The following is an 18,834-nucleotide window of genomic DNA, read 5'->3' on the forward strand; positions in this document are numbered from 1 at the left end:
TGCTCGTTTAAACTCGTTTACGTACGACATGGAAGTCGAATCGATCAGCACGGAAAAAGTTGGCCGAATCGAGTAATGGTAAATCACTCTCATCATAATGCAATTGTTTTAAAGCGAGTAACGGTTGGTCCGTCTGAAGTTGTGACGAGATTTCAGCGCTGACACTCGGTTCGATGTGCGTGATCGCATAAGCGACTCGACGTCCTACCTCTTTTTCGAGAGAATCAAACAAAGATTTCCCTTCAGTCAATGCCTCAGGATTCGAGACGAGATGGGCCGGCACTTTATCGACACAATACACAACCGGTGTGTCGTCCGCATATCGAATTCGTACAATTCGATAAATCGGTGAGTTCGGCTCAATCTTGAGACGCTCGGCTTCTCTCTCTGTTGCCAACACTTTCTCGGCCACCAATACTTTCGTTCCTGGTGTCATCTTTGCTCGTGTGATCATGTCAGTGACACTGAACAATTCTTCAATTCCTGACGTGAATGGCGGTTTAGAACTGATAAATGTTCCTACCCCATGCTTTCGCACGACAAATTTCTCATCTTCGAGAATCCGGAGCGCTTCGCGAAGTGTCGCTCGACTGACTCCAAGTTGCTTCGAAAGTTCAAATTCTGAAGGTAACTTCTCCCCTTCACGATAGACACCAGCGTCGATATCTTGCTTAATTTTCTCAATCACTCGAAGATAGAGCAATCGATGATCGAGCTTAATCGACATTGGCCTCACCACCTTTAATTTACTTACCAGTGCTCAGACATCTGACGTATGAATGTCCTTGCCAATATTAAGTATAGGGATTCGAGAATTAGAACGCAATAGTTTTTGTTCGGAATCAGGGAAATATTTTTTCGGAACATGCCGAACCGTACCTTTGAGTCCAATTTACTCATTTTCATCCCCATTGAAAAACTTTTGTAAAATGTAAACGTTATTAAAAAATGTAAGCGTTTCAGTAGTTTTTAAAAGTATGTACTAATTCAGTATATAGGACATATGTGCTATATTACATTTATATTATAGCGAACATCTAAGGATAGAGCGAATATTTCTATATCGTATAAATAGCATTAAAAAACGAACGATTATATATACTGATATATAATCGTTCGTTTTTTATTATTATTCTGTTTGCTCTTGAATGAGTACTTTCCTCGGTTTCGAACCTTCTGATGGACCGACATACCCGGCTTCCTCAAGTGAGTCAATCAAACGGGCGGCACGATTATACCCGATTCGGAATCTGCGTTGAATCATCGAAGTTGATGCCGTTTCTTGTGTCATGACGAATTGCACGACTTCTCCGAACAATGAATCATCCGAATCAATCGTCGTCACTTCCTCTTCTTTTGGCATCATCGCTTCCACATATTGCGCACGTTGTTGCGCGATGACATGATTGACGACCGTCTCGACTTCTTGATCGGAGACGAATGCACCTTGTACACGGACCGGCTTGTTCATTCCGTTTGCAAGCATCAACATGTCACCGCGTCCAAGCAACTTTTCCGCCCCGCCACCATCAAGGATGGTCCTTGAATCGGTTTGAGAAGAGACGGCAAAGGCGATGCGGGACGGAATGTTCGCCTTGATGACTCCTGTGATGACGTCGACAGATGGGCGCTGTGTCGCGAGGACCATATGAATACCCGCAGCCCGTGCCATTTGTGCAAGTCGCATGATGGCATCTTCGACATCATTTGATGCCACCATCATCAAGTCCGCCAATTCATCGACGATTACGACGATGAACGGTAAACGTTTCGCATCCTCGTCATCCGACTGATCGACGAGTTCATTGTAACCTTCGATATTGCGAACTCCATATCGACTAAACAGTTCATACCGCCGTTCCATTTCTGCGACGACCTGCTTCAGTGCCTGGGCGGCTTTTTTCGGATCCGTGACGACCGGTGTCAACAGGTGTGGCACTCCGTTATAGACGTTCAACTCGACCATCTTCGGATCAATCATCATGAGTCGGACCTCATCCGGACGAGAACGCATCAAGAGTGACACGATCATGCCGTTGATACAGACAGATTTACCTGATCCTGTCGATCCTGCAACAAGCAAATGCGGCATTTTATTGAGAGAGATCCCAACCGTCTCGCCACTGATACTCCGACCGAGTGCGACGAGCAACTTCGAGTCATCTTGTTTCACCGGCTCCGCTTCCAGTACTTCACGTAAGCATACCGGTGCGACCTTCTGGTTCGGCACTTCAATACCAATAGCGGCTTTACCCGGAATCGGAGCTTCAATCCGAATATCTTTTGCAGCGAGCGCCAATGCCAAATCATCACTTAATGAGGTGATGCGACTGACTTTCACACCGATATCCGGTTGTAGTTCATATTTTGTGACGGTTGGACCAAGGTGAATCTTTAACACTTTGACACCGACCCCGAATGACTTAAGCGTCTTTACAAGTTTGGATGCATTTTCTTTCAATCGTGCATTCTCACCAGACAAATCCGTAATGACGGGCTCTTTCAAATTCGAGAATGGCGGAAGCTCGTATGTATCCGAGACATCTTGGGCCGCAGTCATCATCATCTCCTCGGTCGTGATTGTGGAATCGACTTCCGAAGAATCCGTTCGAGGTTGATCTTCCGTCTCTCTTTTTTCTGCTACGACTTTCTCACTAAATCCGACGATTGGAATGTCTTGCATCGTGACCACGTCTGACTCTACTTCCGGGTCCGATTGCGCTTCCGTTAATTTTGGACGAGGTGAGGTCTTGCGCGTTCGTTTCGCCTCTTGCTGCTTCTCCACTTTCGGTCTGGCTCGCCATTCGTTTCTGACTGCTGTGACGGATTCCTGCATGCGATGAAAGAGTGTCCCCCAAATAGTCGGGGCATAAAACGAGACACCGACGAGGAAGCAGACGATCCCTAAAAAGATAATCCCGAAGTCTGAGAATAAATATTGGTTCAAGTTATAGAAAGTGGCATTGATGCCGCCCCTTGCCTCTCCCCAAAGTAAGTCCCCGAATAGTAAGAATGAGGCGAGCATTGCGAATAATCCCGCTCGTCGCATCGGTTTCATCGGAGTGAGAACAATCCATAACCACACAGCCATCATCAAGTAAGTGAGCGCACCCCATCCTCCAAAAAGATAGACGGATAAATCAGATAACTGTTTACCGATCCACCCTAAATCAAAAAAGGCAAATACGAATGCGACGATGGCGAGGACAAAGAATCCCCACCCATATGTACGTGGCGCAATCGATTGTTTTTTACGGTTCCTCATATTTCGCGTCGCTGGGCGCTTTCGCTTTACGGGAGTCTTTCTTGTTTTTTGAGCCACATCAGTTCCTCCTAAAAAAAGAAGGCAAAAGTCAGATGACTTTTGCCTCACTCTCATTCCATTAAATCTCCATGATGATCGGCAAGATCATCGGACGACGTTTCGTCTGCTCGAATAAGAAGACGCTAAGTCGCTCGCGGATATTTGATTTCAATTCGGTCCAATCACTGCCAGCCTGCAGACTCTTTTCAATCTGTTTCGTGACAATACGGTTTGCCTCTGAAATCATTTCCTCCGATTCGCGCATGTACACGAAACCACGTGAGATGAGTTCAGGTCCTGAAATCAATTTCTTCTGTTTCCGATTCAACGTGACCACGCAGAGGACAACTCCATCTTGTGACAACAAACGACGGTCCCGTAAGACGATGTTTCCAACGTCCCCAACACCGATTCCGTCAATCAAGACGTTACCTGCAGGGACTTTTCGGCTCATGCGGGCTTTTCGACCTGTGAACTCAACGACGTCACCTTTTTCAACGATGAAGATGTTGTTCGGTTTGACACCCACTTGTTCTGCGAGTTTCGAGTGTGCCATCTGCATACGATATTCGCCGTGAATCGGTAAGAAGTACTTCGGTTTGACAAGGTTGAGCATCAACTTCAATTCTTCCGCTGAACCGTGTCCAGATACGTGGACTTTTCGCTGATTATAAATGACGTTCGCACCCGAACGGAACAATAAGTCAATCGTTTTAGAAACCGACTTCTCATTCCCTGGAATCGGTGTCGCCGCAATGACGACCGTGTCATTCAATCGAATGTTGACTTGCTTGTGGGCATTACGTGCCATGCGAGTCAACGCCGCCATCGGCTCCCCTTGCGAACCTGTCGTTAAAATGACGACCTTGTTATCCGGTAGACGGTTAACTTGGGACAACTCAACGAGAGTCTTCGCCTTGAAGCGCAAGTAGTTTAATTTTTGCGCAACTTCGACGATGTTGACCATACTACGACCGACGACCGCGACTTTACGATCATTCGCTTCTGCTGCTGCAAATACTTGTTGCAAGCGATGGACGTTCGAGGCGAATGATGCCACGATAACCCGACCTTCCGCTTGATAGATGACATCGTTCAATTCAGCTCCAACGATTGACTCTGAACCGGTTTGCCCCGGTCGCTCGGCGTTCGTCGAGTCGGAAAGAAGCGCAAGAACGCCACGTTGTCCGATTGCTGCTAATTTATTGAAGTCAGATTGTTTACCATCGACAGGCGTGTAATCAAACTTGAAGTCTCCGGTATGGACGATCGCACCTTGAGACGTTTGAATACATACGCCGACGCAGTCGGGAATCGAGTGATTGACGCGGAAAAACGTGATGAAATGATCAGCGATAGTCAATTTCGTTTTGGCATCAATCATGCGAAGGTCGACTTCTTTCAACAAACCGGCCTCTTTTAATTTCAATTCAATCAACCCGAGGGTCAATTTCGTCCCGTAAACTGGGACGTGTTTCAAGTCGCGTAAGACGTAGCTGAGTCCACCGATATGGTCTTCGTGACCATGGGTGATGAAAATCGCCCGTACACGATCTTTATTTTCTTTTAAGTATGTGATGTCTGGGATGACGATATCAATCCCGAGCATCTCATCGCCTGGAAACATTAGACCGGCATCGATGACGAAGATGTCGTCGTCTAGTTCCACGACGTACATGTTCTTCCCGATTTCGCCTACGCCTCCAAGCGCAAAGACGCTAATATTCTCTGTCTTCTTTTTTGACACTAACAAAAACCTCCTAAATGATTCATATTCTGTTTCGTCCCCTTATCGCTACTGAATATTGTAGCGGAAAACGGCTTCATTGCCAACATTTCCGTTTAATCTAATAGAGGTTTTAGTGCATCGGCAAGAGGTGCCGTCTCTTCTTTGTCAGGTCGTTTCCCTGCAACAAGTTGACGAATCGACAAACCGAAGTCCATCTGGAGGTGAGGATAGTCCGGGAATGAGTTCCAGTCTCCGCCCCATTCAAACCCGAGCGCCTTCCCTAACTCCCCGAGTTCTTGCCAGTCAGGAATGTCATTCCGATTACGATCCGTATTCAGGTCATAGTCGGTCTTATTGTTATGGATGATGACGAAATCCACAGCAAGACCGTAGTTATGATAGCTCTGACCCGCCTTAGCATTGGTCACCACTTGCCCGGGTTCAGACCGTCCTTGCGCATACAGTGCATTCTGTTCCTTGGCAGAACGGTATCCAGAAGTGAGGCGTACTTCAAGGTCTAGACAAGAATGGGCTAATCGAATGAACGATTCTCCCCGATTGGCGACTAACGGATGCAACCGGTCAAAATCAATCTTCGACCTTGTCAAGATCGCATTTTCTTCCTCCACGTCCCGCACACACATATCCGCTTCAAACGTCGGTTCATCTACCCAAGGCACCGGTTCCGGTTGCATATAAAAGTAAGCGAGCGTAATGCCAATCAGAAAGGCGATCATTGCAAGAGATAACACGCCTGTCCACCTCATCTTCTTAACCGTTTACGCAGTCCTTTTAAGAGTGGCAATCCTTTTTCGAGAGCCATATACAAAGGACGATTCAAGACGAGGTCGAATTCCCCGACCTTTTCAATCATGTCGCTTCCCCATCCCGATTTGAATGCGTATAGACCAGCATACTCATCATCCGGGTCCGTACTTCCTGATACCCCGCCGAAATCGTATCGCTCGGCGCCACTCTCTTTGGCCGCCTGCATCATCGTCCACTGCATCAAGTGGTTCGGCATAAATTCACGGAATTCATTTGACGAGGCTCCGTATAAGTAATAAGAGCGCCGTCCTGCGAGTGTCAACAGACCACCTGATAAGACGAGCCCGTTCGGATAGGTCTGATCAAGTTCGACCAGCTCAGGGAGGGCTTGCTCCGCTTTCTGAATTTGTGCTTCCGTCTGTTCCTTGCGGTTCAAAAGACTGTTACGCTTCTTCTCAATCGTTTCTTTCTCAAGACCCCGTTCAATCTTCGCCAACTCTTTCTTCGCTTTTTCTAGCGTTGCCTGTTGCTGTTCGAGTGCGATTTTCGGTTCGAGGGTTGTCAAGAAGAGACGGGCATCGTTCGGTTGCAGACAATCGTATAGGTTCTCAAAATAATCGAGCCCTCGCGTAGCGAATCCGTCACGTTCCCCTGTTACTTTCATCAAATCGGCGAACGTTTTGAGTCCGTCACGACCGACCTCCTTGCAGACAATTCCCTTTTTCTCCGCGAGGCGGACGTTGTAGCGGAACTTATGATGGAATTTCGTAAAAATATCTTTCTCACTCGGGCGCAAATCCGTTTCCATGGTAAAACGAGGTTGGGCGTAATCAAATCCACCGCCATATCCCTTATGTTTAAACCCGATGGCAGCCATTTCGGTCAATAGCCCTGGCATCTCATCGCGATCAATGTTTGGATCGATTTTTACGACGATGGCTTTATGTGCCACCGCGACACGTCTCGCTTCTTTCACGAGCGCCTGCAGCGATGCCAAATCTTCGTAGTCCACGACAAATCCGCGTGGGGCATAACACAATGTGTATGGTAATTTCGGGACACGTTTAAACAAAAGTAAAGCGACACCGGACGTCACGCCGTCTCGCGCAACCGCGACACGTTCTGAAGTCCAGCCATTTTGGCGCTTCACATCTCCCCAACTCGATAGTTGCAACAAATCTCCACGGTCGTGTGTTTTGACGAAGTCGTCATGTTCTTTTTCTGTCAACGTAATTGGTTGTACTGCCATAAATCATGCTTCCTCCGTATTCAAAATGGTCGCTCGTACAATCGCCTCTTCGTCGAGCGGCAATTTTTCATTTCCGATAATTTGGTACTTTTCGTGCCCTTTCCCTGCTAGCACGATGATGTTGTCCGGTTTCGCTAAACGGGCCGCATAACGGACCGCTTCTTCTCGATCCCCGATTTCAACAAAGTTGTCATGGGTCATCCCGGCCGCAATCCCTTTTGTAATGGACTCATACGCTTCGAATCGTGGATCATCTGTCGTGATGATGACGGTACCGGCATAGGACGAAGCCATCTCGCCCATTGCCGGACGTTTTGTGACGTCACGGTTTCCACCTGTCCCAATCAAAAAGATAATCTTTTCTTTTGGTACGCCGACGAGCGACTTCAGACACTGTTCGATGCCATCAGGTGTATGAGCATAGTCCGCATATACGTTGTAACCTGGGACGTCTAAACGTTGCATCCGTCCCTTGGCCGGATGAATCATCTCAAGTGCTTTTGCAATTCGCTCAAGCGAGTAACCGGCAGCGAGAAGACAACCCGTCGCCAACAATAGATTGTACACGTTGAAACGACCGATGAACTGGACCGTTACCGGAAGTTTTGCGCCTTGGTAATTCAATGTAAAGCTGGTCTGAGACAACGTCTGTTCAATGTCCGTTGCCATCAAGTCTGCTTGCGCATCAATCCCATATGTTATTACTTTCGCACCGGTCATCGTCTCATAAAGAGGCGTTTGTGCATCGTCCGCGTTCAAGACGGCTACTTTTCCACGTGAGGCCATTTGACCGAGTTGAGCGAACAATAACCCTTTTGCACGTGCATAGTTTTCAAACGTTCCATGAAAATCTAGGTGATCGTGTGTCAAGTTCGTGAAGCCCACGATGTCAAAATCAGTTCCGATGACACGTCCGAGCTCAAGACCGTGTGAGGACACTTCCATCATCACGTCCGTCACGCCCTCATCACGCATTTGTGCCAATAACTGTTGAAGTTCTGAACTTTGAGGCGTCGTATTTTTACTTGGAACGATTTTATCGTTGATGCGTACTTCAACGGTCCCAATCAAACCGGTTGAATGACCGAGGACATCGAGGACGTCTCGTAAAATCGTCGTCGTCGTCGTTTTCCCATTCGTTCCCGTGATCCCGAACAGTCGCATCTGTTCAGATGGATACGCATAAAAGGCCGAAGCCAACAACCCGATTGAACGCGAACTGTCACGCACAATCAAGTTTGGCACTGACAGGTCGAGCGGTCGTTCGCTAACGACTGCCACCGCGCCTCGCGCTACCGCTTGTGCCGCATATTCATGCCCATCCACCGTATAGCCTTTGATGGCGACAAACAGCGTTCCCGGCACAACTTCTCGCGAGTCCGTCGTCACATGCGTCACGACGATGCCTTCTAGATTTGGTTGATTAATTAGTTGTATCGTCTTCACTAAATCCGTTAAGTTCAAGTCTTTCCCTTCTTTCACCTGTATCCTATCCAAACTAAAGAATACCTCTTAATCAGTGTAGAGAACTTACAATTCGGTTTCAAGTCACGCTTCGTTTGGGAGGACATATGACTTCGCCGGGCGATGGTTCAACACCTCACGAATCAATGCATTGACCTCATCGCGTTCAATCCGTTCTACTTTCTCAATCACTTGTTCAATCGGCTCGACTTCGTCGAGCAATAGCAAGTTCCGTCCGTTCCGGTTCATGCGGGCACTCGAACTTTCATTCCCGAGGGCGATCGATCCTTTCAATTGTCGCTTGCCTTTGTCTACTTCCTCAGCAGTCAAACCTTCTGCGACAAGTCGCTTCATCTCTCTCTCAAGGATGACTTCGACTTGTTCTAACGTATCCGGTGACGTACCGACATAAATGGTAAACGTACCGTGATCGGAAAACGTCGTGTAGTAAGAGTAAATGGAATAAGCTAACCCTTCTTCTTCACGGATGGACTGGAATAAACGCGAAGACATCGTCGCGCCGATTGCGTTGTTCATCAATGCCAAGTGAGGCAAACGGTCATCCGTCGCGGGAATCGCTTCGTAGTTCCAGCAGAGGTGGGCTTGCTCCGTTTCTTTTTGTTTCGACAATGTGTCATGGAACAGTTCCGGTTGATTGATTTCTTTCGACGATTCCCTAGAAGGGATGTGAGCAAACCTACGTTTTACCGCCTCAATCAATTCTTCAGAAACATGACCTGCAATCGAGACGACAATTTGCTCGGCCGTATACTGTTCCTGTAAGTATTCGACGAGCTGGTCACGTGTCAATCGATTGACACTCTCCTCCGTCCCTAAAATAGGTTGAGCGAGGATATCGTCACGATACGCCGCAATGGCCAATAGTTCATGAACGAGATCTTCCGGCGTGTCCTCATACATTTTAATTTCTTCCACAACGACACGCTTTTCTTTTTCCAACTCCTGTGCATCGAGCACCGACTCAAACAGCATATCTGTCAGTACGTCGAGAGCCATGATCGCGTGTTCATCGAGCGTCTTCACATAAAAGCATGTATGGTCTTTCGAGGTGAATGCGTTGACGCTTCCACCGAGCTCATCGAAAAAGGAAGCAATCTCTTTTGCGCTTTTTGATGCGGTGCCCTTGAACAGCATATGTTCAATCAAATGGCTGATACCGATGTTCTCAAAAGTTTCTGTACGTGTTCCGGCTTTAATGAATACCCCGGTTGAGGTGCTGAGTGAACCATCGATTGGTTCGATGATGATTCGAACACCGTTCTCTAGTGTCATCCATTCCATATTCTCACTCCTATGAAAAAGGCCATCGCACCAAGACGATGGCCAGAATAATTAATTTGTCGAGCGCGGTGGACGACGGTCCCCGTCACGACGTGGCGGACGGCTTTCGCGAGGTGGACGGGTTTCACGTGCTGCCTTCCGTTTCGCTTCGTATGCCTCACGCTCTTCAGGAGACAATCCTTCTAAGATGAGCGCTTTTCGTGATGCGTTGACACGACCTTTGTCATCGATTTCAGTGACTTTGACTTGAATCGAATCGCCAAGCTTCACAACATCCTCGACGTTTGCGACACGCTCAAGGCTGAATTCGGATACGTGTACGAGTGCATCTTTCCCTTTGAATAACTCGACGAATGCGCCGAATTTCTCGATGCGACGTACGGTAGCATCGTATACTTCACCGACGACGACTTCACGGACAATGTCACCGATCATAGACATGGCAAGATCGATTCCTTCTTGGTCCGTCGAGGCGATGAAGACCGTACCATCTTGTTCGATGTCGATCTTGACGCCCGTTTGGTCGATGATGCTGTTGATCATCTTCCCACCTGGTCCGATGACGTCGCGGATTTTATCCGGATTGATTGTCATCGTCACAATCTTCGGTGCGTATTTCGACAATTGTGTACGTGGTGTATCCAACGTCTCAAGCATGTGGTCAAGAATGTGCAAACGACCGACACGTGCCTGTTCAAGCGCTTCTTCTAGAATTTCACGCGTGATTCCGGCAATCTTGATATCCATTTGAAGGGCAGTGATCCCGTCTTTCGTTCCAGCTACTTTGAAGTCCATATCCCCAAGGTGGTCTTCAAGTCCTTGAATATCTGTCAAGACCGTGTAATGCTCACCTTCCATGATAAGACCCATGGCAATCCCAGCGACTGGCGCTTTGATTGGCACACCTGCATCCATCAATGCGAGTGTCGACCCACAAATCGAAGCTTGTGAACTTGAACCGTTTGATTCGAGTACTTCTGAAACGAGACGAATCGTATACGGGAAGTCTGCTTCTTTCGGAATAATTGGAAGAAGTGCACGTTCACCGAGTGCCCCGTGACCGATTTCACGACGACCTGGTGCACGGACAGGACGTGCTTCACCGACTGAGAATGGCGGGAAGTTATAGTGGTGCATGAAGCGTTTGTTCTCTTCTAGACCGATTCCGTCGATGATTTGCGCATCACCGATGACACCGAGAGTCGCGACCGACATGACCTGTGTTTGACCACGTGTGAAGAGACCGACACCGTGTGCGCGTGGGAGTAATCCGACTTCTGACGCGAGCGGACGAATCACGTCTGGACGACGTCCGTCTGGGCGGACTTTTTCGACCGTGATCAAACGACGGACTTCATCTTTGACGAACTTGTTCAAAATCCCTGAAACTTCACCGAGTTTCGATGGCTCGTCAGCAAGACGTTCTTCATACATCGCAACATATTTCGCAATCACTTCGTTGATGGCTTCGTCACGAGCATGTTTCTCTTCCACTTGAACCGCTTCTACGATTTCAGGACGAGCTGCTTCGAGTTCAGCAGTAAGCGCCTCATCGTATTTCGAGACCGTGTATTCGAATTTAGGTTTTCCGACGGCTTCTACGATTTCTTGTTGGAATGCGATCAAACGCTTGATTTCTTCATGTCCAAACAAGATCGACTCGAGCATGATGTCCTCAGGCACTTCGTTCGCACCTGCTTCAACCATGTTGATGGCTGTCGATGTCCCTGCAACTTGAAGTTCAAGGTCCGTTTTCTCCAACTGAGCCGTCGTCGGGTTGATGACGAATTCACCGTCTACACGTCCGACTGTCACGCCAGCGATTGGACCGTCAAACGGTACATCTGAAATCGAGAGCGCGATCGATGTTCCTAGCATACCCGCCATTTCAGCCGAGCAATCTGGGTCGTTTGACATGACGTAAATCATGACTTGAATGTCATGACGGAATCCGTCTGGGAAGAGCGGACGAATCGGGCGGTCGATGAGACGTGATGTCAAAATCGCGTTTTCACCCGGGCGACCTTCACGGCGAAGGAAACCACCTGGAATTTTACCGACCGAGTAAAGTTTCTCCTCATAGTTGACCGTCAATGGGAAGAAGTCTAAATCTTTTGGTGCTTTTGAAGCCGTCACTGTCGCAAGGACAACCGTATCTCCATAACGCACGAGTGCCGAGCCGTTTGCTTGCTTCGCAAGTTGGCCGACCTCTACAGACAGTGGGCGTCCGCCCCACTCTGTAGAGAATACTTGTTTCGTACCTAACATGTACATTCTCCTCTCAAACCTTATCTAGTTTATTATGTAACTCATTCCAACGAATGTCTAATCATTTTCCTTAAAAAAGAAGAAACGGACTAGGACGTTGTCCCAGCCCGTTAAACAGTCTCAATCGATTAACGACGGAGACCGAGGCGTTGAATCAATTCACGGTAACGTGTAACGTCCTTGTTACGAAGGTACGTAAGCAAGTTACGACGACGTCCAACCATTTTCAAGAGACCGCGACGTGAGTGGTGGTCTTTCTTGTGTGTACGAAGGTGGTCGTTCAATGTGTTGATTTGTTCAGTCAACACAGCCACTTGTACTTCCGGTGAACCTGTGTCACCTTGTTTTGTCGCGAATTCCGCGATAATTTCGTTTTTACGTTCTTTTGAGAGTGCCATTGCCTCTCCACCTCCATTTAATGAAAAATTGCCGCGTTGCCGAGCCGACGTTGGTGAATCGACCAGCCAAGCGAAGCGGTGTACTTTGCGTACTTGACAAGGATAGCGTACCCGCTCTTGAAAGTCAAGATAGGATTGAACGAGCTGCCACCTCATCTTCTTTTAGTTGAGCGACCAATGCATCCAACCCATCGAACGCGCGTTCATTCCGAATATATTGGATCCACTCGATTTCGATGACTTGTCCATATAAATCCTCGGAGAAGTCGAAGAGATGGCTCTCAACAGAGACCGATCCCGTCTCATAAAACGTCGGACGACGTCCAACATTCGTCATCGCGTGGAACATCCGTCCGTCCGGTAGCGTGACTCGAGTCGCGTATACGCCCAATCGTGGCATGACGTACGAAGCGTCCATCAACACGTTCGCAGTCGGGAAACCGATTGTACGCCCTCTCGCATCACCGTGAATGACTTCGCCACAGATCACGTATGGCGTACCGAGGAGTTCATGTGCGGCATCGACCTGTCCCTCTGCCAAGAGTTTACGGATGCGGGTAGATGACACTTTTTCCCCATCCATCGTCTGCTCTGTGACGACAGACGTCGCGAATTGGTCACGCGCATGGTACGGAAGTGTCTCCATCGTCCCTTCTCCAAACTTTCCATACGAGTAATCAAAACCAGCTGTCACGTGCACGGCTCCGGCACCGATCAAATAATCATCTACAAACTGTTGCGGGGACAAATTGGCCAATTCTTTTGTGAATGTCAAGACGAGGCAACGCTCTACCCCGAGCGCTTCGATGCGCTTCAGTTTCCGGGACAGCGGTGTAATATAGCGGACCGCATCCGGTTTATTGGAGAGTACTTGTTTCGGATGAGGATCGAACGTGACGACCGTCACCGGCAGGTTGTGCTCAGCTGCCACGCGTTTGGCATGATTGATTACAGCTTGATGCCCTTTATGAACACCGTCGAAGAAACCGAGTACCATAATGGATGGATACACGTCGGGTGTTTCTGGATAAGTGAGATGTTTTGTTTCCATACTGTCAAATTCCCCCTTAGTCGATAGCCAACATGACCTCGACTGTAGCGTCTGTCGTTCCTTCTTGTCTTCGATATAAAGCAAGAGGGATTCCTTCTTCATTATAGACAGTAAATAACTCAAATTCGAGCGAAACGCCGTTCAGCTTCCCGCCGTTGCGAATATAGCGTTCCCGATTCTTTGGAATGGTGATCATTGGCCAGCGTTTGATCACATCTTCGAGAGGAATGACATACGCCATTCGCTCCTCGACCGTTTCAAGTGTTTGAAGCGTTCCGAGTGTTACCGCGGTCGCTTCATCAAACGTTCCTGAGCTCGTCCGTCTGAGTTCGCTCATATGGGCAGGGTAACCGAGTTTCTCTCCAATCTGAACGGCGAGCGTTCGAATATACGTCCCTTTCCCACAGTCGATTTCCATTCGGAATCGACAGACGTCCGCTTCGAATATCAATTCACTCGTCCGCTCCAGACGATGAATCTCGACCGTCCGCCGAGGTCGTTCGACGGTCTGCCCTTTCCGAGCATACTCGTACAACTTCTTCCCATTTACTTTGACCGCCGAGTAGTACGGAGGGATTTGTTCAATCCTCCCTGTCAATTGGCGCATCGCCTCGTCAATCTGGGTTGCATCCAAATCGTTCGGTGTGACTGACTTCTGCGCGACGACCTCGCCATGCGCGTCCTCGGTCATCGTGGCGGTACCAATCGTCACCTCGGCCACGTAACGCTTCCCTTCATCTGTGATAAAACGCGATAACTTTGTGGCGCGCCCTAAACAGATGGGCAATATGCCTGTCACTTCCGGGTCAAGCGTACCCGTGTGACCGACCTTTTTCGTCTGGAATAATTTTCGTAATTTAAATACGCAGTCATGACTCGTCATGCCAGCATCTTTATCGAGTACGAGCACTCCGTTCGGTTCCAATTTCATCCCTCCATATAAAAAAAGGGAGAACGACGTCTCCCCTTTCAAATTATTAATCTTTGTTCAAATCACGAATCAACGAATCGATATGGCTACCATATGCGACTGAAGAATCATATTCAAACGAGATCTCTGGTGTTTTCCGAAGACGGATGCGATTCCCGATTTCGCGACGGATAAACCCTTTCGCCTTATCGAGACCAGCTTGCGTTTCTGCTTTCACATCTTCCTCATCACCAAGCACCGTATAATAGACTGTTGCTTGCTGTAAGTCACCTGTCACATCAACGCTCGTAATCGTAGCGTTTTTTGTACGCGGGTCACTGACTTCACGTAACAAGACATCTGTTATTTCTTTACGCATTTGCTCGGCAACACGTTGGGCACGAATTTTCATACGTGATCCCTCCTCACATTATTTACGTTCGACTTCTTTCATGACGAACGCTTCAATGACATCGTCTACTTTGATGTCATCAAATTTCTCTACTTTAATCCCACACTCATAACCAGTCGCAACTTCTTTCACGTCATCTTTGAAACGACGAAGCGTATCGAGTTTACCTTCGTAAATCACGATTCCGTTACGAATGACACGGACACCGGCGTCACGTGTGATTTTACCTTCTGTCACATAACAACCTGCAATCGCACCGACTTTCGAAACTTTGAAGACGTCACGGACTTCGACTTGACCTGTGATTTCTTCCACGAACTCTGGGTCAAGCATCCCTTTCATCGCGCTCTCGATTTCTTCGATTGCATTGTAGATGATGCGGTGGAGACGCATTTCAACGTTCTCTTGTTCCGCCATCGAACGTGCGTTTCCATCAGGACGGACGTTGAATCCGATGATGACAGCATTCGCAGCTGAAGCGAGGATGACGTCACCTTCCGTGATTGCACCGACACCTTGGTGAACGATGTTAACTTTGACGCCTTCGACATCAATCTTGCGGAGTGAACCAGCCAATGCTTCGGCTGACCCTTGAACGTCTGCTTTGATGATGACGTTCAAGTCTTTCACTTCACCTTCTTGAATGCGGCTGAACAAATCATCAAGACTTACTTTCGCCGACTCACGACGCTGTGACTCAAGGTAACGTTGGTAACGTTTTTCCCCGATTGCACGTGCTTTCTTCTCATCTTCGAAGACGATGAACTGGTCACCCGCTTGTGGAACGTCGTTCAAACCAGTGATTTCAATCGGTGTAGATGGTCCGACTTGTTTCACACGGCGACCGATATCGTTGACCATCGCACGGACACGACCGAACGTGCTACCGACGACGATTGAATCTCCGATTCGAAGTGTACCGTGTTGAACGAGAAGTGTCGCGACCGGTCCACGTCCTTTGTCGAGTTTCGCCTCGATGACTGAACCACGAGCTGGCATGTCTGGTGTCGATTTATATTCTTCGACTTCAGAAACGAGGAGAATCATCTCGAGCAATTCATCGATCCCTTCGCCTTTGATGGCAGAAATCGGAACGAAGATTGTTTCGCCGCCCCACTCTTCAGGGATGAGACCGAACTCTGTCAACTCTTGTTTGACACGGTCAGGGTTTGCCCCTTCTTTGTCCATTTTGTTGACTGCCACGATGATTGGAACGTTCGCTGCCTTGGCGTGCGAGATTGCTTCCTCTGTTTGTGGCATGACGCCATCGTCAGCCGCAACGACGATGATCGCGATATCTGTCACTTCGGCACCGCGGGCGCGCATCGTTGTGAAGGCTGCGTGACCTGGTGTATCGAGGAATGTGATTTTCTTATCGTTGACTTCAACTTGGTAAGCACCGATGTGCTGCGTGATTCCGCCCGCTTCTCCTGCGACGACTTTCGTGTTACGAATCGAGTCAAGAAGTGTCGTTTTCCCGTGGTCGACGTGACCCATGATGGTAACGACAGCTGGACGTTCTTCAAGGTCATATTGTGAGAAGTCGATCTCAACTGTTTCAAAGTCTGTCTCATCGACAACAACTTCTTTTTCAACCTCAAAGCCGAATTCTGCAGCGAGTAATTCAACCGTTTCATCATCAAGCGTTTGGTTGATGGTTGCCATGACACCGAGACCCATCAACTTCATGATGATTTCGTTTGGCTTTTTGTTCATTTTTGAGGCAAGGTCAGACACGCTGAGTACATCGTCATACTTGATGACGTTGCCCATCTCTGCCTCTTGCGCGAGACGTGCTGCTTTACGCTGACTTGTCTTCGAGTTTGGATCGGCTTCTTGTGGCACAGCCGCTTTTACCGGCTTGCCTTTGCCTTTCCCTTTTCCACGTTTTTTATTGCGTGGGTCGTTGTTTCGGTTGTCGTTACGATTTTGTCCACCGCGATTATTTTGACCGCCACGGTTCTGTTGTCCCGCTTGTGGACGTGGCGATTGTGCTTCTTTTTTCTCTTGCTTCGGCTCATTCGATGTTGACGTCGCTTTCGCTTCCGCTTGTTTTTCAGCACGATATTTTTCAGGATTGAACACACGGTCCAATTGTTTTACCGTTTCCTCATCGAGGACGGCCATATGGTTTTTCACCGGTTTGTTCAATTTTTCTAATTGAGTAATGACTTGTTTACTCGTTACATTCTGTTCTTTTGCAAATTCATAGACGCGTTTTCCCAAAGCATCCACCTCCGTTAATAGTTAAGAGAGAAGTTGCTTAAGCTTGTTCGCAAATCCGGATTCTGTCACCGATACGACGACACGCATGTCTTTACCGAGTGCGGCCCCGATTGTATAGCGATCGCTCACTTCAATCAATGGCACTTGATAAGACGCACATTTGTCAGTGACTCGTTTTTTCGTCGAGGCACCTGCATCTCCGGCTAGAATGACGAGCTTGGCACGACCCGCTCGTACATCCTTTAATACAAACTCTTCTCCCATCGTTACTTTCCTCGCTCGAGCAGCAAGGCCTAACAATGATTCCCACTGGCTCATGATTCGCCACCTGCGACAGCTTTCAACTGTTCATACAAGTCGTCGCTCGTCTTTACTTTCAAGTGATGGTCGAGCGTCCGTTTTTTCTCTGCTTGACGGACGACTTCGATATCTTTTGATAAGTATGCGCCACGACCGTTCACTTTACCCGTCTGATCGATGACCACGTCACCTTCAGGCGTCCGAACGACACGAATCAATTCTTTTTTCGGGAGCATTTCTTGTGTGACCACACACTTACGCAAAGGAAGTTTCTTTTGCTTCATGGTCATTCCTCTTCTTTCACCGCAGTCGTTTCAACTGTAGCATCTGATAAGTCTTGTTCTACTTCATTTTGAACAATTTCTGGTTCTGATTCAACTTTTTCAGTGAACGTATCGAACAAATCAAGTGCTTCGGCATCCGTTTCACTCTTGATATCGATTTTCCATCCTGTCAATTTCGCAGCGAGACGGGCGTTTTGACCACGTTTCCCGATTGCGAGTGACAATTGATAGTCAGGTACGACGACTGTCGTCGATTTTGCTGGCTCGTTGACATATACCGCAACGACCTGAGCCGGGCTGAGTGCGTTACGAACGAACTCTTTCGGGTCTTCAGACCAACGGACGATATCAATTTTCTCGCCGTTCAATTCGTCGACGATCGTTTGAACACGTTGTCCTTTCGGTCCGACACATGCGCCGACTGGGTCGACGATATCCGAATGTACAGCGATTTTCGAACGGTCACCCGCTTCGCGTGATACTGACATCACGTCCACTGTTCCGTTTGAAATCTCTGGAACTTCGAGTTCGAACAAACGGCGCAAAAGTCCCGGATGCGTACGCGAAACTTGAATCGCTGCACCTGAACCTTTCGTCGTTGAATCTACTTTTGTCACGTATACTTTGATGCGATCATGAATTTGGTATGACTCGTTCGGCATCTGTTCATTCGGTGTCAATACAGCTTCAATGTTGTTTTCGAGACCGATATAAAGGTTGCGTGGGTCAAAACGCTCCACGATCCCTGTCATGATTTCATCTTCTTTGTCAGCGAAGTGGTTGTAGATGCGTTCGCGTTCCGCTTCACGCATCTTCTGTGTGACGACTTGTTTTGCCGTCATCGCCGCGACACGTCCAAAATCACTCGGTGTGACTTCTTCTTTATGGAAATCGCCGAGCTCATAGTTCGGATCGATTTCATGTGCTTCTTCGAGTGAGAGCTGTTGGTCCGGTTGCGTGAGGCGCTCTACGACTTCTAACAAAGCGTAGACACGGATATCCCCCGTCACCTGATCAAACTCGACTTTCACGTGCTCGTTCGGGTTCGCCACGTTGCGGCGATACGCAGAAATGAGCGCTTGTTCGAGTGCATCGATAATGATATTTTTGTCGATTCCTTTTTCTTTGGCAATCTGATCGATTGTAGTGAGTAATTGTGGACCCATCTT

Annotated in this window: 16 protein-coding genes; all 16 read right to left on the reverse strand. The window is 48.2% G+C overall.

The genetic code is table 11. The features are described 5' to 3' along the window. Positions 1–7: 7 nt before the first annotated feature. The 16 genes from KOG47_RS07700 to nusA all read right to left on the reverse strand — a co-directional run bounded on the left by KOG47_RS07700 (position 8) and on the right by nusA (position 18,831). On the reverse strand, positions 8–727 hold the full coding sequence (locus KOG47_RS07700; RefSeq protein WP_078146731.1) for a GntR family transcriptional regulator: 720 nt from the start codon (positions 725–727) through the stop codon (positions 8–10). A gap of 402 nt (positions 728–1,129) precedes the next feature. Further along, positions 1,130–3,322 carry an FtsK/SpoIIIE family DNA translocase gene (locus tag KOG47_RS07705; protein ID WP_215244040.1) on the reverse strand — a complete coding sequence of 731 codons (2,193 nt, stop codon included), beginning with the start codon at positions 3,320–3,322 and terminating at the stop codon, positions 1,130–1,132. Between the two features lie 61 nt (positions 3,323–3,383). Continuing rightward, complete coding sequence (locus KOG47_RS07710; RefSeq protein ID WP_015881439.1) at positions 3,384–5,051, reverse strand: ribonuclease J; 1,668 nt, start codon at positions 5,049–5,051, stop codon at positions 3,384–3,386. A 95-nt stretch (positions 5,052–5,146) separates the two neighbouring features. Further along, complete coding sequence (locus KOG47_RS07715) at positions 5,147–5,785, reverse strand: M15 family metallopeptidase (protein WP_260563679.1); 639 nt, start codon at positions 5,783–5,785, stop codon at positions 5,147–5,149. Positions 5,786–5,796: 11 nt separating this feature from the next. Continuing rightward, positions 5,797–7,050, reverse strand: coding sequence for a lipid II:glycine glycyltransferase FemX (locus KOG47_RS07720; protein WP_214691047.1), 1,254 nt, complete (start codon positions 7,048–7,050; stop codon positions 5,797–5,799). Positions 7,051–7,053: 3 nt separating this feature from the next. Further along, positions 7,054–8,547, reverse strand: a complete 1,494-nt coding sequence (locus KOG47_RS07725; RefSeq protein ID WP_230872800.1) for a UDP-N-acetylmuramoyl-L-alanyl-D-glutamate--2,6-diaminopimelate ligase — start codon at positions 8,545–8,547, stop codon at positions 7,054–7,056. Between the two features lie 51 nt (positions 8,548–8,598). Further along, a complete protein-coding gene (locus tag KOG47_RS07730; protein WP_196430555.1) occupies positions 8,599–9,816 on the reverse strand; it encodes a M16 family metallopeptidase in 1,218 nt (405 codons plus the stop codon). 51 nt (positions 9,817–9,867) lie between these two features. Continuing rightward, on the reverse strand, positions 9,868–12,084 hold the full coding sequence (gene pnp / locus KOG47_RS07735; RefSeq protein ID WP_215244041.1) for a polyribonucleotide nucleotidyltransferase: 2,217 nt from the start codon (positions 12,082–12,084) through the stop codon (positions 9,868–9,870). A gap of 128 nt (positions 12,085–12,212) precedes the next feature. Further along, positions 12,213–12,482, reverse strand: a complete 270-nt coding sequence (rpsO, locus tag KOG47_RS07740) for a 30S ribosomal protein S15 (protein WP_074037213.1) — start codon at positions 12,480–12,482, stop codon at positions 12,213–12,215. A 124-nt stretch (positions 12,483–12,606) separates the two neighbouring features. Then, on the reverse strand, positions 12,607–13,533 hold the full coding sequence (locus KOG47_RS07745) for a bifunctional riboflavin kinase/FAD synthetase (RefSeq protein WP_215244042.1): 927 nt from the start codon (positions 13,531–13,533) through the stop codon (positions 12,607–12,609). Between the two features lie 16 nt (positions 13,534–13,549). Further along, entirely contained in the window at positions 13,550–14,464 is a 915-nt protein-coding gene (gene truB, locus KOG47_RS07750) for a tRNA pseudouridine(55) synthase TruB (protein WP_251125233.1), read from the reverse strand. Between the two features lie 46 nt (positions 14,465–14,510). Next, positions 14,511–14,855: a 30S ribosome-binding factor RbfA gene (gene rbfA, locus KOG47_RS07755; protein WP_159562106.1), complete on the reverse strand. Its 345-nt coding sequence runs from the start codon at positions 14,853–14,855 to the stop codon at positions 14,511–14,513. 18 nt (positions 14,856–14,873) lie between these two features. After that, the gene (infB, locus tag KOG47_RS07760; protein WP_074037217.1) at positions 14,874–17,081 is read right to left on the reverse strand and encodes a translation initiation factor IF-2; all 2,208 of its coding nucleotides are present in this window, start codon (positions 17,079–17,081) and stop codon (positions 14,874–14,876) included. 21 nt (positions 17,082–17,102) lie between these two features. Beyond that, entirely contained in the window at positions 17,103–17,399 is a 297-nt protein-coding gene (locus KOG47_RS07765; RefSeq protein ID WP_015881428.1) for a YlxQ family RNA-binding protein, read from the reverse strand. Next, positions 17,396–17,671, reverse strand: coding sequence for an RNase P modulator RnpM (rnpM, locus tag KOG47_RS07770; protein WP_193343251.1), 276 nt, complete (start codon positions 17,669–17,671; stop codon positions 17,396–17,398). Before rnpM ends, KOG47_RS07765 begins: the two co-directional genes overlap by 4 nt. After that, entirely contained in the window at positions 17,668–18,831 is a 1,164-nt protein-coding gene (gene nusA / locus KOG47_RS07775) for a transcription termination factor NusA (protein WP_215244043.1), read from the reverse strand. Before nusA ends, rnpM begins: the two co-directional genes overlap by 4 nt. Between the last annotated feature and the right edge of the window lie 3 nt (positions 18,832–18,834).

Source organism: Exiguobacterium sp. s121 (genome assembly GCF_018617245.1).
In the GTDB taxonomy this organism is placed as follows: Bacteria; Bacillota; Bacilli; order Exiguobacteriales; family Exiguobacteriaceae; genus Exiguobacterium; species Exiguobacterium profundum.

Excerpts from the sequence above, each read along its gene's own strand:
- rpsO (WP_074037213.1), bottom strand. The coding sequence starts at position 12,482 with ATGGCACTCTCAAAAGAACGTAAAAACGAAATTATCGCGGAATTCGCG.
- truB (WP_251125233.1), bottom strand. The coding sequence starts at position 14,464 with ATGAAATTGGAACCGAACGGAGTGCTCGTACTCGATAAAGATGCTGGC.
- KOG47_RS07730 (WP_196430555.1), bottom strand. The coding sequence starts at position 9,816 with ATGGAATGGATGACACTAGAGAACGGTGTTCGAATCATCATCGAACCA.
- rnpM (WP_193343251.1), bottom strand. The coding sequence starts at position 17,671 with ATGACCATGAAGCAAAAGAAACTTCCTTTGCGTAAGTGTGTGGTCACA.
- nusA (WP_215244043.1), bottom strand. The coding sequence starts at position 18,831 with ATGGGTCCACAATTACTCACTACAATCGATCAGATTGCCAAAGAAAAA.
- KOG47_RS07700 (WP_078146731.1), bottom strand. The coding sequence starts at position 727 with ATGTCGATTAAGCTCGATCATCGATTGCTCTATCTTCGAGTGATTGAG.
- KOG47_RS07720 (WP_214691047.1), bottom strand. The coding sequence starts at position 7,050 with ATGGCAGTACAACCAATTACGTTGACAGAAAAAGAACATGACGACTTC.
- pnp (WP_215244041.1), bottom strand. The coding sequence starts at position 12,084 with ATGTTAGGTACGAAACAAGTATTCTCTACAGAGTGGGGCGGACGCCCA.
- KOG47_RS07765 (WP_015881428.1), bottom strand. The coding sequence starts at position 17,399 with ATGAGCCAGTGGGAATCATTGTTAGGCCTTGCTGCTCGAGCGAGGAAA.
- KOG47_RS07745 (WP_215244042.1), bottom strand. The coding sequence starts at position 13,533 with ATGGAAACAAAACATCTCACTTATCCAGAAACACCCGACGTGTATCCA.
- rbfA (WP_159562106.1), bottom strand. The coding sequence starts at position 14,855 with ATGAAAATTCGTGCCCAACGTGTTGCCGAGCAAATGCGTAAAGAAATA.